Consider the following 14,143-nt stretch of genomic DNA (forward strand, 5'->3'; position numbering starts at 1 on the left):
CAATTATGCAGGCAAATACCTGCCTATTGTCAATCGTGAGGTCGACGACCGGTCGCAGGGTGTTCGCCCGGGTCGGCGCGCTTCGGAGCGAGGGCTCAGGAGGCGGGTTCCGCCGGGAGGTCGTCCGGCCCGGGCTCGGGCCCGGAGCCGAGCTCGGGCCGGGGCTCGGTGGAGGCGGGGAGGGTGAGGATCATGGTCAGGCCGCCGCCGGGGGTGTCCTCGGCGGCGAGCGAGCCGTGCATGGCCTCGGCGAAGCCGCGGGCGACGGCGAGTCCCAGGCCGACGCCGCGACTTCGGGGGGCGTCGCCGTGTCGGGCGAAGGCTTCGAAGACGCGGTCCTTGGCGTCGTCGGGCAGGCCGGGGCCGCGGTCGACCACGCGCAGTTCGACGCGGTCGCGGACCACCTCGGCGGCGACGATCACGGGTGTTTCGGGCGGGGTGTGCAGGACGGCGTTCTCGACCAGATTCGCCACCACGCGGTCCAGCAGCTCGGGGTCGGCACGCACGGTCGGCAGCGTGCCGGGCACCGACACCCGTACCGCCGTCCGCGCGACTCGGGCCACCGCGCCCGGGACCACCTCCTCCAACGCGATGTCGCTCGGCAGCGGCTCGATCGTGCCCATGCGCAGCCGGCTCATGTCGAGCAGATTGCCGATCAGTTGGTCGAGCCGATCCGCGCCCGCCTCGATGGTGGCCAGCAACTCGGCCCGCTCCGCCCGCGCCCAGTCCACCTCGTGCGAACGCAGGCCGGACGCGCCGGCCTTGATCACGGCCAAGGGCGCGCGCAGATCCCGGGCGACGAGGGCGAACAGGGCGGTGTCGACACTGTGCCCCTCGCCGAGCCGACGGGCCTCGGCGGCCTCGGCGACCAGGGTGCGGCGTTCCAGGGCCAGCGCGGCCTGCGCGGCGAACGCGCCCAGGACGGCGCGCGTGTCGGCGGGCAGCGCGCGACCGGACAACACCAGCGCGAGCGACTCGTCCACCGGCACCTCGACGTCCGCGGTATCGGGCCGGGTCGGCGGATTGGGGCCGATCGAGCCGACGCTCTCCCAGGGCCCGCACGATCCGTCGCGTTGCAGCACGGCCACCGACTCCACCCCGAACGTCCTGCGGACCCGTTCGAGCAGCGCGGGTAACGCTCCTTCACCGCGCAGTACGCTGCCGGCCAGAAAGCTCAGCGTGTCCGCCTCCGCCTGGCTGCGCGCGGCCTGCTGCGCGCGCCGCGCCGCCAGGTCGACGACCGAGGCCACCGCCAGGGCGATCACCACGAAGACCACGAGGGCGAGCACGTTGCCCGGCGCGGCGATCTTCAGCGTGTGCGTCGGCGCGGTCAGGTAGTAGTCCAGCAACAACGATCCGACCACGGCCGTGCTGACCGCCTGCCACAGGCCGCCGAACAGGGCGACCCCGACGGTCAGGGCCAGGAACAGCAGCATGTCGCCGGGCAGCGCCACACCGCCGCGCATCGGTACGAGCACGGCGGCCGGCACCAGTGGGCCGAGCAGGGCGACCGCCCAACTCGCCACGGCCCGGCCCCGGGCGGTGCCGGAGCGTTTGGGCGTGGTGTCCCGGCCGCGGCCGACGTGTTCGTGCGTGACGATGTGCGTGTCGATGTCGCCGGAGCGGGCGGCGAAGGTGGCGCCGACGCCGGGGCCGCGGACGTACTGCCAGGATCTGCGTCGGCTGCCGCCCAGCACCACCTGCGTGGCGTCGACCCCCCGGGCGAAGTCGAGCAGGGCACCGGGCACGTCGTCGCCGACCACGGAGTGGAACGTGCCGCCCAGCGAGTCCACCAGGCGGCGCTGACGGACCAGGTCGGCGGGCGAGCAGCCGGACGGGGCGTTGCTGCGCGCGACGTGCACCGCCAGCAGTTCCCCGCCCGGCCCCCGACCGGCGATCCGGGCCGCGCGCCGGATCAGCGTGTCGCCCTCGGGCCCGCCGGTCAGCGCGACCACCACCCGCTCGCGGGCCCGCCACGCTGCGTCGATCCCGTGGTCGTGGCGGTACTCGCGCAGGTACTCGTCCACCCGGTCCGCCACCCACAACAGCGCCAGCTCCCGCAACGCCGTCGGATTCCCCGGCCGGAAGCGGTCGGCCGACGCCGCGGCCTCGGGCGGATACACGTTTCCGTGCGCGGGCCGCCGCCGCAGGGCCTCCGGCGCCGGGTCCACGAGCTGGACCTGGTCCGCGCGACGCACCACGCCGTCCGGCACCGTCTCGTGCTGCGCCACACCGGTGATCGACTCGACCACGGCGTTGAGCGATTCGAGGTGTTGCACGTTCACCGTCGAGATCACGTCGATCCCGGCGTCGAGCAGTTGCTCGACGTCCTGCCAGCGCTTCTTGTGGCGCGAACCGGGCGCGTTGGTGTGCGCGAGTTCGTCCACCAGCACCACCTGCGGTCGACGGGCGATCACCGCGTCCACGTCCATCTCGGTGAACGAGCCGCACCGATGCGACAGTTGCCTGCGCGGCACGACCTCCAGGCCGGCGAGCAGCTCCTCGGTGCGGGGTCGTCCGTGGCACTCCACGACACCGACCACCACATCCGTACCGTGCCGTAGTCCGCGCCGTGCCTCGTCGAGCATCGCGTACGTCTTGCCCACCCCGGGCGCCGCACCGAGATAGACCCGCAACCGGCCCCGCCGGCAGTCCTCGACGGCGGGGCCGGCCGGCCCCGAGACAGCGGGATCCGGCGAACTCCGGACTCCGACCCGTCCGTGCCTCACCGGCACCCACCCCTTCCATCGGCCGCCCCAACCCGCAAAGAGGTCAAAACCAACCCCACCGCCCCCGCGCCCCGAACACCCCGACGACCGACCCCGGACATTGTCGTGCACAACCCCCGTCCCGGGGCTGCGTCCGGCCGGCGGCGTGAACGGCCGGGCGACGGGACCGCGGAGGGGGCGGCGAGCTGCGGCCGTCCGGGGCCGACCCGAGGGGCCGGCCCCACCGGGACCGCCGGGCGGGGCGGGGCGCGGATGCGGGCGGGCCGCGCGTGCCGGGGTCGGGCTGCCGCGCGAGGCCGCGCTGATCCGGTTCGATTCGCCCGGCGCCCGGGACGGACCGGTCGTGCTCGGCGGATACGGCTCGCCGCGCACCTCGCCCCGGGCACCGTCCGTCCGCGCCGCGCGCTCGTCTGTGCCGCCCGTGCGTGCCGGGCCCGCCGGTGGCCCGGCCGGTCGCCCGCCCTGCCGGGTGGGCCCGGCGGTGCGGCGGCGGGGTCATGGCTCCGGGAGGAAGGTGTCGAGCATGGGGGTGAGGAGGTGGGTGCGCCGGGGGACGGCCATGTGGGTGGTATCCGGGAGGATGGCCAACTGGGCGGCGGGGATCAGTTCGTGCATGCGTGCGGCGTGCTCGATGCGGATGAAGTCGGTGTCGCCGAGCACGACGAGCGTGGGGGCGGCGATCGCACGCAGCTCGTCCTCCGTCCACTCGACGAAGCCGTGGGCCAGTGGCTGGAGCTTGGCCAGGGTGGCCTCGAAGTGGGTGGGATCGGGGGCGACCCGGGTGTAGGCGTCGACCATCGCCGCGAAGTCGGCCTCGGTCGGCAGTCGTGGGGAGGTCTGCTCGGGCGCGGTGATCTCCGCGTGATAGCCGTCGTGTCGGTAGTGCGTCGCGAGCAGGACGAGGTGGTCGATCCGCTCCGGGTGCCGTACGGCCGTCCGCAGCGCGACCAGGCCGCCGAGGCTGTAGCCCAGGAAGTCGGCACGTTCGACACCGAGCAGGTCCAGCACCGCGACGACGTCGTCGGAGAAGACCTCCAACGACATCGCGCGCTCGCCGTCCGCCGTGTGGCCGTGCCCCTGGAACTCGACCGCGATCACCCGACGGTTCGCGGCGAGCGAGGGCAGCAGCGCGGCGAAGCTCAGGCCGACGGTCTGCGCGCCACCGTGCAGCACGACCAGCGGCGGACCGTCGTCGCCGTGCAACTCGTAGTACATCTCGATGCCGTTCACCGGGGCGTATCCGCCGGTGGGGGCGTTGGCCGTCATCGTGCTCTCCTCGGGCGTGGGTCGGGTCGGGGCAAGCGGTCATCTGATGGGACTCTCCATCACCCCGAAACTCATCGCGGCACACCGTCCGCCCCGCCGTCGGCCGAGCGCATTCACCCCCCTCCCCTGCGGGGATCGGGCCGGGTGGGCGTCCGAGGCGTGCGGTGCCGGGGTGACCTACCGTTGGAGATGGTCATTTCATATCAAATCGGTCAGGGGTTGGTATGCGGGCGACATGGAAGGGCGCAATCTCGTTCGGACTGGTGAGTATCTCGGTCCAGCTTTATCCGGCCACGTCCGAGCATCGGTCGCCGGGGCATCAGGTGCATCGCGACGACGGCGGGCGAATCCGCTACAAGCGGGTGTGCGAGCTGGACGGCGAGGAGGTCGTCTTCGCCGACATCGCGAAGGCGTACGAGGCGGCGGACGGGACCCAGGTCGTCCTCACCGACGAGGACATGTCCGAGCTGCCGCTGCCGAGCAAGAAGATCGTCGACGTACTGGCCTTCGTGGACGAGGCCGCGATCGATCCGTTGATGTTGTCCAAGCCCTACTACCTGGGGCCCGCGTCGTCGGCGGCGGCCAAGCCGTACGTGCTGATCCGCGAGGCGCTCGCCGGTCGGTCCCGGGCGGCGGTCACGAAGATCACCCTCTCCACGCGCGAGAGCCTGGCGCTGGTCCGCGCCCAGGGCGAGATCCTGACCCTCCAGACCATGTTGTGGCCCGACGAACTCCGCGCGCCCGACGGCATCGCCCCCACCGAGAAGGTCACCATCCGCCCGCAGGAGCTGAAGATGGCCGCCTCGTTGATGGACACCCTCAGTGAGGATTTCGACCTGGACGAGGTGCACGACGACTATCAGCGCGCGATGGACGCCCTGGTCGAGGCAAAGGCCACCGGCGGGCATCCCGAGGCGGAGGAGGTCGTTCGGGACGAGGGCGAGAGCAACGTGGTCGACCTGATGTCCGTGCTCACCGCGAGCGTGAAGGCCGCCGAGAAGGGCCACGCCAAGCCGGCGAAGGAGACGGACGGCAAGACGCGGACGACGACGAGGAGCCGACCGGCGGCGAAGAGCACGAGCGGCCGTGCCGCCGCGAAGAAGAGCACGAGCAGCCGTGCCGAGGCGAAGAAGAGTACGAGCACCCGGCCGCGCCGGAAGACCGGCTGAGGGTCGCCGCCGGGCGGTCGGCCGCGGCGATCAGGCGGGGTCCGTCGACTCCCGGGCGAGGGCGTCCAGGGCGGCCAGCTTGAGCAGGTCGCGATCGGGCGCGCCGTCCGCACCCGCGGCGGCCCGGGCGGTGATCAGCGCCCGCATCGCGGACAGCCGAGCGGCCCGGCCCCGATGGAGCGCGTCCTCGTCGCCGACCTCGGCGGCGCGCAGGCAGGCGAGGTGCGCACGCTCGAACCCGAGCTGGACGTCGAGCAGCGGGAGCAGGTGTTCGGGCAGTGGGTCGGGCGTGCGATCAGGCAAGCGTTCGGACATGTGTTCGAGGATAGGCCCTGTGGCTCGAACTCGTCGCCCGTCGGACAAGTCCGGTGCCACCGGGTGCCGGATCGACGTGGAACATCGCGCCGCGGGTCGCGGGCACGGCGGGTGCCGGCGCGCCGACTCCTGCGGGTGAGCCGGAACCTGCCGAGGTGGCGGCCGGGTGCCCGGCCTCGCCCGGAGCCTCGCGCCGAGCGGCTTCGCACCCGCCCGGCCGGCCCGCGCGGGCGGGGTGCGCGGGGGCGGCATCCTCAAGTCCGAGGACTGTGGCGGCCGCTTCGCGTGCCACGGTCCGAGAAGTTCACCGACGTCGACGACGGCGCTTCCTCGTCCATGGCCGGCCCATCCGGCATGGGTGCATCGGGATGAGACAAGCAATTCGGGTAATCGGTGTAAAGCTTCGTAATGCTTGTCGATCGGGCGACAAGAGGGGGTCCAGCTCCACCGACTCGGCCGGTTTGCTCGTCGCATACTGGCGAGGGGCCCGTGCGGCCGATGCACCGAAACCCAGGGGAAGGGCGCGGGACGGATGGAAAATGCGGGTTCGGGTGGTGGGGCGCGATTGCGGGCGAGGGGTGGGGGCTTCTCCTTCTCGGGCGGGCTCGTGGCGCTGGGGCGGTCGCTCGCGTTGTGGGGGCTGTCCTTCGTGGCGGCGTTGTTGTCGCTCGCGGTGTCCGTCGTGGTGTTGTTGCTCGGCACCGGCCTGGGGCTGGTCCTGGTGGCACCGGTCGTGCGGGCGGTGCGGGGGCTCGCGGATCGGCAACGCGCGCTGGCGTATCGGTGGTCGGACGTGCGGATCCCGGTGAGCTACCTGCCCGAGCCGGCGCCCGGTGAACGCGGCTTCCTCGCGCGGCTGCGGTGGATCGTCCGGGATCCGCAGACGTGGCGCGACTGGCTCTGGTTGGCGATCGACCCGATCGTCGGCGCGACGCTCGCGATCGGGCCTGCCGCGTTGCTCCTCGGCGGCTGCTGGGCGATCGGGTTGGGGTTCTACGGCGTCCCGTTGTCGCAGGAGTGGGAGGGCCTTCGGTATCTGTTCATCCCCGTCCGGGACCAGACCACGGCCACCCTCGCCGCGCTCCTGGGCGTGTTGCAGTTGCCGGCGGCGCTGTGGCTGGCGCCGCGTTCGGTGCGCCTGCACGCCCGCTACACCCGGGCCGTGCTCGCGCCGAGCGAGAAGGCGCAGATGGCGTCCCGGATCGAGCGGCTCACCGCGACCCGCGCCGAGGCGGCAGACACGCAGTCCGCCGAGATCCGGCGGATCGAGCGCGACCTGCACGACGGCGCGCAGGCCCGTCTGGTCGCGATGGGCATGACGCTCGGCGCGGCCGAACACCTGCTGGAACGCGATCCCGCCGCCGTACGCGACCTGCTCGTGGAGGCCCGTGAGTCCTCGTCGAAGGCGCTGGAGGAACTGCGCGACCTGGTCCGCGGCATCCACCCGCCGATCCTGGCCGACCGGGGCCTGGGCGACGCGGTGCGCTCGCTCGCCATGATCTGCCCGCTCGACGCACAGGTCGACATCGACCTGCCGGGGCGGCCGGAGGCGCCGGTGGAGTCGGCCGCCTATTTCGCCGTCTCCGAGGTGCTCACCAACGCCGCCAAGCACTCGGGGGCCGACCGGGTCCGGATCGAGATCGGCCACGATCTCGGGCTGCTCCGGATGGAGATCACCGACGACGGCCGAGGCGGCGCGGACCCCGGCCGGGGCAGCGGCCTGCGCGGCATCGAGCGCCGGCTCGCCCCCTTCGACGGGGTGCTGACCGTGACCAGCCCACCCGGCGGTCCGACCCGGGTGACCATGCGGATTCCGTGCACACTGTCCACGTCGTGGACCATCACCTCCTCCGGGGCCGGGTGATGTCGGTGCCGATGCAACGTCCGCTGCTGTTTCTCGATGTCGACGGGCCGCTGCTTCCGTTCGGGGCGGCCGAGTATCCCGACCATGGCGCCGATCCCGAGGCGTGCGATGCCGACGCGAATCCGCTGTCGGCCAGGCTCGACCCCGGGCACGGGCCCCGGCTGTCGCGGCTGCCGTGCGACCTGGTGTGGGCCACGGCCTGGATGGAGGAGGCGAACACCCATATCGCCCCGCGGCTGGGTCTGCCGGCGTTGGACGTGGTGGTCTGGCCGGAACAGACCGAGGTCGACGACCGCGACGAGCGGGCCGGGCTGCATTGGAAGACCCGCGCACTGGTCGGTCGGGCGGGGGGCCGGGCGTTCGTCTGGGTGGACGACGAGATCACCGATGTCGATCGGGCGTGGGTCGCCGTGCATCACGAGGGTGCCGCGCTGCTGCATCGTGTCGACCCGCGCCGGGGTCTGACCGACGACGACTTCGCCGCCGTCGCCGCCTGGCTCGGCATCGTGCCGTCCTGATCCGGTGCGCGTCGGCGGGGCGGGTTCGACCGGTCGGTCAGGGGGTGTTGCCGCGGTTGCGGGTCACCGAGTCGCGGACGGCGGGGACGATCTCGGCGGCCCAGCGGTGGTGTTGGGCGGGATCGTCGGATTCGGCGCCGAAGATGAAGGTGTCCATGCCGAATCGCAGCACCAGCGCGGTGAGTTCCTCGACCCACTGGCGGGGCGGGCCGACCAGGAAGCCGTTGGAGGGGCCGTCGGTGATCGCCCCGAAGACGTTGTAGACGCGTCGGATGTCGGCGGGATCGCGCCCGGCCTCGGCCGCGCCGTCGTCGATGCGGCGTTGCATGTCGGGCAGCTTCTCGGGCGTCGCGTAACTGTTCGAGGGGCACCAGCCGTCCGCCTTGCGCCCGAGCATGTCCAGCAGGCGCGGGCCCAGCACGCCGAGCCAGATGCCCATCGGGTGCACCGGGCGCGGCCCGGGATGCACGCCCGCGAGCTGGTAGTGCCGACCGGTGTAGCGCACCGAGCGCTCCGCGGACCACATCAGGCGGACGATGTCGACCGCTTCCTCCAGCGCGCTCGCCGCCTCACCCGGGGTACGCGCGGGGCCACCCATCGCCCCGATGGCTTCCCAGAACGCGCCCGCCCCCAGGCCCAGTTCGAATCGCCCACCGGAGAGCACATCCAGGCTGGCCGCCGCCTTGGCCAGCACCGCCGGCGGCCGCAGCGGCAGATTCGCCACGTCCGGGAACACCCGCACCCGCCGGGTGTTCGCCAGGATCACGGCCATCAGCGACCAGGTGTCCAGGAATCGGCTCTGGTAGGGGTGGTCCTGCACACCGACGAGATCGAGACCCTCACGCTCGGCCATGCTCGCGAGCGCGAGGATCTCGTCGACCCGTGAGCTGTCCGGGGTGGGAAAGACACCGAACTCCAACGGGCGCCCATAATCGGTCATATCTCCCATTCTAGGCGGCGGGTCGCACCTTCGTGGACGGTCGCGGTGCGGCGTGTCCCGGGGTGCGGGTGTCCGGGTCCGGGGAAGGACCCGTGGTCACAAAAGGCGGTCGTGGTTCGTCATGTTCACGACGGAGTGGCATCGATCCGGGTTCGATGTCGCGGTGCATCCGTCCGTCGACGACAGCAGTGAGGACCACGTCATGCCGTTTCCGACCGAGTGCGCCCGATGACGGCGCCGTCGATCCAGCGTGCCTCCGCCTACTGGGCGCCCTGGGAGCACGCGTTGCACGTGTTCCTGGTCCGGGTCCACGGCGATCGGGCCTTGGCGGCGCGCTTTGCCGACAACGACGCGGGACGCTGCGCCTCGGCCCTGGAGGCGGTCACCGTGCACCTGCCGCACACGCTCGAACGCCGGCGCGCGACGCGGGCCGTCACGCAGGCCGTCAGGCTGTACCTGATCCACCAGGGACGGACCGCCACGTCGCCGCATCGTCCGGACGGCACCTCGATCGGCGCGGCCTGCCGCGACCTGTCGTTGCTGATCGCGCCCGAGGGCACCCTCGTACAACGGCGCGGGCGCACCGGTTTCGACGCGGCCGTCGAGGCGGCCGACACGAGCGAACTCGTCGCGCGGCTGAGCACCCTGATGCCCGAACTCCACCGCCGGCGCATCACCCTCGACCACGTGCGCCTGGCGAAGGACCTCCTGTGGTGGGAGACCCCGGTCGGCCGGCGCTACACGCGCAACCGCTGGGAGGAGGACTTCCACGATCTGGGCGGCGGCGAAGGGGGCGGATGGGGGCGGGAGAGGTTCCCGGGTGCGACCTGAGTGGTACGCGCCGCACGCGCCTCGGCCGCTGTCCGCCGGCCCGGCGCTCACCGGGCGGCGGTCGTCGCCGAACCCGTGGGGGGCGAGGCCGAACTCGGTCCCGTGCTGCTCGTGCTCGGGGTGCCGTCGGTCGAGAGGTCCGCGCCCATCGTGGTGGCCGATCCCGTGGCCGTCGCCTCGCTCTCCGGAGCGGAGGCGGGCGGTGACTGGGAATCGCCCGTGCTCGGGATGTTCGTCGGCGCGGTCGGGCCCGCCGACGGATACCCGTCCGCCCGGATGCCCGCCAGGATCGCGGTGAGCCGGGCCTTGTCCAGGAGCGGGTCCGATTCGACGAAGGCCCCGTCCGCGCGGGTGACCCGTGCGGGCCGGCGCTCGTCGAAGCCGGCCGGTGCCTTGCCGACGCCCACGGCGAACCAGGGCGGGTCGGTGCCGTCGAGATTCGGCGGGTCCACCGTGCCGAAGCGCAGCGCGTACACCGCGTCCTGGGCCTGCGCGCCGACCGAGGCCACCAGCGAGATCAGGTGTTCGCCGGGGGCCAGCAGGCCCTCGTCCAACTGCACCGGCACACCGGTCGGGCGGCGGCTGCCCGTGGCCACGCTCTCGGCGACCCGGTGCACCCGGGCGGCGTCGGCGGCGGGACCGGCCAACGAGGCGACCCCCCAGCCGCCCGACGTCCACTGCCAGGCCAGTTCGATCCGGCCGTCGACCGGAGCCGGTCCGGTCAACCACGCGGCCGGGTGCCCGTTCACCGAGGGGGCGGGCGCGCCCAGGCCGCCCTCGCCACCGGGCAGCCGGTCCGGCGCGTACATCGTCACCGTCCCCCGGGTGGCCGCCACGTCCGGCGCCCCACCCGGCTTCTCCGGACCCAGGATCACCCGCTGGCGGTACTTGCCGGTCTCGTAGATCACCGGCGTGAAGCCGCCCGCCGACCCCACCTGGAAGGCCCGCTGCCGCACGTCGAACGTGCCGCCGGCGGCCGGACCGGTCGCACCGTTGTGCAACGGCGCGGCGACCAACACCGTCACCAGCACCACCAGTGCCACCGCGACGGCGCCGCCCGTCACCGCGAGCGCGCGCCGGATCCGGACCGTGCGCCGGCCCTCCCGGATCGCGCGGGCCACGTTGACGCCGGGTTCGTCGGGCGCGGTCTGCGGCGTTTCGCGCAGCCCGGCCAGTAGTCGGGCGCCCTCGTGCTCGTCGGTGTCCATGGCCGGTCTACTCCCCTTCCCAGCGGGCCACGACCGGCCCGTCCAGCAGTGTGCGCAGTCGTGCGAGTCCCTGCGCGGTCTGGCTCTTCACCGTGCCCTGCGAGCAGCCGAGGATCTCGGCCACCTCGGCGACCGGCAGATCGCACAGGAAGCGCAACACCAGCACGGCCCGCTGCCTGGGCGGCACCCGGGACAGCGCGATCCGGACCGCGTCCCGGGTCTCCACGTCGGGCCCGGGCAGTGCCGGCAGCGCCGGAGTCTCCTGCGGTGCGCCGATCAGCCGCACCCGGGCCCAGGCCAGGCGGCGCTCGTTGAGGAACGCGCGCACCAGCATCCGGTGTACGTACCGGTCGAGGTCGTTCGCCGCGGCCGCGCGCCGCCAGTGCACGTACAACCGGGTGATGGTGTTCTGCACGATGTCGTCGGCATGGTGCGGATCTCCGCAGAGCAGGCGGGCGACCCGGCGGAGGGCGGGCAGGCGGGCGGTCACGTATTCGGTATACGCGTGCTCGTCGCCGCGCCGCACCCGACCACCCTCCACGTGTGCCCCGACACCTGCCGGGGTGCCCGCCGGTCCCGTGTCCGTCCCGGTGAACTCCTCGGTACGGTACGGGGCCGCCTGCTCAGCCGGCACGGGCCGCACCCCCTGCCCGGACGTCCCACAACCACACCCCGTCGATCGGTACGCCCGGGCCGAGCAGGCGGTCCAGGGTCGCGCGCAGTGCCTCCCGGTTGGCGTGCGGGCCGAGCACCACCGCGTCCGCGCGCCAGTAGGCGAGGTCCGCGCGGGCCTGGGCCCGTTCGTCCTCGGTCACCTCCGGCACCGCGCCGCCGTCGCGTACCTCGCGCAGGAGTTGCGAGGTGGGTCGGGTGACCGCGCCGTAGCCGCCGAGTCGGTCCGGTCCGAACGGACCGACGAAGTACCCCTCGGCGAGCGGGAAGCCCAGCCCCGCGTCGACCTGCCAGCCCAGCGCGCGGGCGTCGGAGGGATCCGGCAGCGGTACGGCCACGATGGCCCGGTCAGGGCCGGTGAAGCGGCGCCACGTCCCGTCCGCGAAGAACGCCGGGGTCGGCTCGCGCGGCGCGGAGGCCAGCGGCTGGGGCAGCAGCGGCAACAGCGCCTGGAGCGCCGCGACGCACCACGACAACCACAAACGCCGATCGCCCGCGTCCCGCACCGCCTGGGCGGCCAGCGCGAGCAGGATGCCCAGCACGGGCACGCACACCATGGTGAACCGGCTCTCCAACACCGATTCGTACAGCGGGAGTTGCCCGAACCAACGCCACGGTCCGGAGATGCCGGTGGGCTCGCCGTCGAGGATGATCTCCGGGCCGAGCGAGCACAGTGCGGCGCCGACCAGCACGCCCACGAGGGCCTTGGTCAGGGCCCGGCGCCACAGCGCGGCGGCGATCGCGCCGGCCAGGATCAACAGGGGCCAGCCGAAGAACGCGTTCTCCTCGGTGCGGTTCATCGACAGCCGTGCGGACACGTCGATGTCGCCGGCGAGCGATCGGTCGGCGTACGCGGTCAGCGCCGCGAGGTCGTTGCCGGCCGGGCCGTGCAGCAGGTTGGTGTAGCTCTGCGGGCCGGTGAACTGCCACCACAGCGGATAGGCGATCAGGACCCCGCACAGTGCCACGCCGATGGGGAGTCCGCGAGCCAGCGGGCGCAGCGCGGCGCGGGCGGCGGCCGGCGCGACACACGCGTAGGTCAGCGCGAACAGCGCGATGCCGGTCGAGGCCAGCAGCAGCGCCTCTTCGCCGAGGAAGATCTGATACGTGGTCAACAGGCCGAGCAGGATGCCGTCGCGGATCGGACGCAGGCCGGCGGCGAGACGGATCAGCCGGTCGATGATCAGCGGGAGCACGAACAGCACGGCCAGGTTGGGGTGCGCGTTGGCGTGCGAGACCATCGGCGGGGCGAACGCGCAGAAGGCCCCGCCGAGGGCGGCGGCCGGTCGCGAGACGACCAGGTGACGGGAGATCAGATAGTACCAGGCGGCGGCCGTCGCGGCCAGCCCGCCGGTGAGCACGATCGCCCAGGTCGCGGCCGGCCCGAACAGCCAGGTGATCGGCGCGAGCGGGATGGACAGCCCCGGCATCGAGGTGTTCGCCATCAGGTTCACCCCGTCGGGGTGGTTCTGCAGCGTCGTGGTCAGCGGGTTCTCGCCGTGCGCCACGGCGCGCGCGGTCACCGCGAAGAACCACTCCCACTGGTGCTGGTCCTGACCGCTGTCCACGAGGTATCGCCCGGCCGGACCACCGGCCCACAAACCGCGATACAGCACCAGCGAGGCAACCAGGTAGGCGGTGCAGGCGAGCGTGTCGGCGATCCGCCCGGTGCGCGCGAGTCCGAGCGCGCGCGGCGCGGTGACCGCCTCGCGTGCGGCGGCGACGGCCTCGCGTGCGGTGGTCATGCGGCCCGACCCGGCGGCAGCGGGACGCGGAAAGGGTCCCGGGAGGCGTCGGAACCCCCGTTCGCGCGGGCCGGCATCGTGCCGGGTCGCTGCGGGCGACCGTGCCGCAGGCGGACCCGGGCCAGATCGGTGAGCACCTCCAGGCAGTGTCCGGGCCGCAACTTCGAGCCGCTCTGGTGGGTCCAGGCGACCGGCACCTCGACGAAGCTCCACCCACAGGCGCGGAACAGCCGGAGCACCTCGATGTCGAACGCCCAGCCGTCCACACACGCCCGCGCGAACGCGGCGCGCGCCTTGGCGCCGTCGAACAGCTTGAACCCGCACTGGGTGTCCACCGTCCCGGGCAGTGCGACCGCCCGGATCAGCCGGCCGCCGACATCGGACAACATCCGCCGCACGGGCGGCCGATCCACCGCGAAGGCCCCGCCGCGCGAGCCGATCGCCGCGTCGAAGCCGTCGTCCAGGGCGGCTTGCAGTCGAGCCAACTCGGCGATCGGGGTGGCCAGATCGGCGTCGCACACCAGGACCCGCCGGCCGCGCGTGATCGCGACACCCCGGCGGACCGCGTGCCCCTTGCCCCGGTTGACCGGATGCCGCACCACGCGCACCCGCGGGTCGTGCTCGGCCGCGGCGGTGGCGAGGTCGTACGTATCGTCGGTGGATCCGTCGTCGGAGACGATCAGTTCCCAGACGATCCCGGCGCTGCGGAGATGGTCGAGGACGGCCACCAGCGTCGCCGGCAGCCGCCGCGACTCGTTGAACACGGGTATCACGACCGACAGCTCGGTCCCGCAAGGAGTTCGCTTCACAACCCTGTGACACGGCCGGTGTCGGGGCGGGTTGTATGACGTGGGTCACATTCGGGCGCCGCTCGCGGCCGGGCGCG

General features: G+C 73.2%; 12 protein-coding genes. 4 read left to right on the top strand and 8 right to left on the bottom strand.

Features of this window, described 5'->3' with window-relative positions; genetic code table 11:
* Positions 1–95: 95 nt before the first annotated feature.
* A complete protein-coding gene (locus tag ACH4U8_RS40125) occupies positions 96–2,588 on the bottom strand; it encodes an ATP-binding protein (protein WP_395783221.1) in 2,493 nt (830 codons plus the stop codon).
* A 636-nt stretch (positions 2,589–3,224) separates the two neighbouring features.
* Complete coding sequence (locus ACH4U8_RS40130; protein ID WP_395783085.1) at positions 3,225–3,995, bottom strand: alpha/beta fold hydrolase; 771 nt, start codon at positions 3,993–3,995, stop codon at positions 3,225–3,227.
* A 263-nt stretch (positions 3,996–4,258) separates the two neighbouring features.
* On the opposite strand from ACH4U8_RS40130, the gene ACH4U8_RS40135 reads away from it, so the two are divergent.
* Positions 4,259–5,164, top strand: coding sequence for a Ku protein (locus ACH4U8_RS40135; RefSeq protein WP_395783087.1), 906 nt, complete (start codon positions 4,259–4,261; stop codon positions 5,162–5,164).
* Between the two features lie 30 nt (positions 5,165–5,194).
* On the opposite strand, the gene ACH4U8_RS40140 is transcribed toward ACH4U8_RS40135, so the two are convergent.
* Positions 5,195–5,479: a hypothetical protein gene (locus ACH4U8_RS40140; RefSeq protein WP_360312386.1), complete on the bottom strand. Its 285-nt coding sequence runs from the start codon at positions 5,477–5,479 to the stop codon at positions 5,195–5,197.
* A gap of 532 nt (positions 5,480–6,011) precedes the next feature.
* On the opposite strand from ACH4U8_RS40140, the gene ACH4U8_RS40145 reads away from it, so the two are divergent.
* Positions 6,012–7,343, top strand: coding sequence for a sensor histidine kinase (locus ACH4U8_RS40145; protein WP_395783089.1), 1,332 nt, complete (start codon positions 6,012–6,014; stop codon positions 7,341–7,343).
* Positions 7,343–7,861 (top strand): HAD domain-containing protein, encoded by a 519-nt coding sequence (locus tag ACH4U8_RS40150; RefSeq protein WP_395783223.1) that lies wholly within the window; start codon positions 7,343–7,345, stop codon positions 7,859–7,861. The genes ACH4U8_RS40145 and ACH4U8_RS40150 overlap by 1 nt, the downstream gene beginning before the upstream one ends.
* 37 nt (positions 7,862–7,898) lie before the next feature.
* Here the strand turns inward: ACH4U8_RS40150 and ACH4U8_RS40155 are convergent, their stop codons facing one another.
* On the bottom strand, positions 7,899–8,801 hold the full coding sequence (locus ACH4U8_RS40155) for an LLM class flavin-dependent oxidoreductase (protein WP_360312382.1): 903 nt from the start codon (positions 8,799–8,801) through the stop codon (positions 7,899–7,901).
* 228 nt (positions 8,802–9,029) lie between these two features.
* Here ACH4U8_RS40155 and casB point away from each other — a divergent pair, with 228 nt between their 5' ends.
* Positions 9,030–9,632 (top strand): type I-E CRISPR-associated protein Cse2/CasB, encoded by a 603-nt coding sequence (gene casB, locus ACH4U8_RS40160; protein WP_360312380.1) that lies wholly within the window; start codon positions 9,030–9,032, stop codon positions 9,630–9,632.
* 47 nt (positions 9,633–9,679) lie between these two features.
* On the opposite strand, the gene ACH4U8_RS40165 is transcribed toward casB, so the two are convergent.
* The 4 genes from ACH4U8_RS40165 to ACH4U8_RS40180 are packed head-to-tail and all read right to left on the bottom strand — an operon-like array spanning position 9,680 to position 14,021.
* Positions 9,680–10,840 (bottom strand): hypothetical protein, encoded by a 1,161-nt coding sequence (locus ACH4U8_RS40165; protein WP_395783091.1) that lies wholly within the window; start codon positions 10,838–10,840, stop codon positions 9,680–9,682.
* 7 nt (positions 10,841–10,847) lie between these two features.
* Positions 10,848–11,474 carry a SigE family RNA polymerase sigma factor gene (locus ACH4U8_RS40170; RefSeq protein WP_395783093.1) on the bottom strand — a complete coding sequence of 209 codons (627 nt, stop codon included), beginning with the start codon at positions 11,472–11,474 and terminating at the stop codon, positions 10,848–10,850.
* Complete coding sequence (locus ACH4U8_RS40175) at positions 11,464–13,257, bottom strand: glycosyl transferase (protein WP_395783095.1); 1,794 nt, start codon at positions 13,255–13,257, stop codon at positions 11,464–11,466. The genes ACH4U8_RS40170 and ACH4U8_RS40175 overlap by 11 nt, the downstream gene beginning before the upstream one ends.
* A complete protein-coding gene (locus tag ACH4U8_RS40180) occupies positions 13,254–14,021 on the bottom strand; it encodes a glycosyltransferase (RefSeq protein WP_395783097.1) in 768 nt (255 codons plus the stop codon). The genes ACH4U8_RS40175 and ACH4U8_RS40180 overlap by 4 nt, the downstream gene beginning before the upstream one ends.
* Between the last annotated feature and the right edge of the window lie 122 nt (positions 14,022–14,143).

Source organism: Embleya sp. NPDC020886, assembly GCF_044333915.1.
GTDB lineage: Bacteria > Actinomycetota > Actinomycetes > Streptomycetales > Streptomycetaceae > Embleya.

Coding starts and splice junctions, on each gene's coding strand:
- ACH4U8_RS40140 (WP_360312386.1), bottom strand. CDS start 5,479: ATGTCCGAACGCTTGCCTGATCGCACGCCCGACCCACTGCCCGAACAC.
- ACH4U8_RS40130 (WP_395783085.1), bottom strand. CDS start 3,995: ATGACGGCCAACGCCCCCACCGGCGGATACGCCCCGGTGAACGGCATC.
- ACH4U8_RS40125 (WP_395783221.1), bottom strand. CDS start 2,588: ATGCTCGACGAGGCACGGCGCGGACTACGGCACGGTACGGATGTGGTG.
- ACH4U8_RS40145 (WP_395783089.1), top strand. CDS start 6,012: ATGGAAAATGCGGGTTCGGGTGGTGGGGCGCGATTGCGGGCGAGGGGT.
- ACH4U8_RS40150 (WP_395783223.1), top strand. CDS start 7,343: ATGTCGGTGCCGATGCAACGTCCGCTGCTGTTTCTCGATGTCGACGGG.
- ACH4U8_RS40155 (WP_360312382.1), bottom strand. CDS start 8,801: ATGACCGATTATGGGCGCCCGTTGGAGTTCGGTGTCTTTCCCACCCCG.
- ACH4U8_RS40175 (WP_395783095.1), bottom strand. CDS start 13,257: ATGACCACCGCACGCGAGGCCGTCGCCGCCGCACGCGAGGCGGTCACC.
- casB (WP_360312380.1), top strand. CDS start 9,030: ATGACGGCGCCGTCGATCCAGCGTGCCTCCGCCTACTGGGCGCCCTGG.
- ACH4U8_RS40165 (WP_395783091.1), bottom strand. CDS start 10,840: ATGGACACCGACGAGCACGAGGGCGCCCGACTACTGGCCGGGCTGCGC.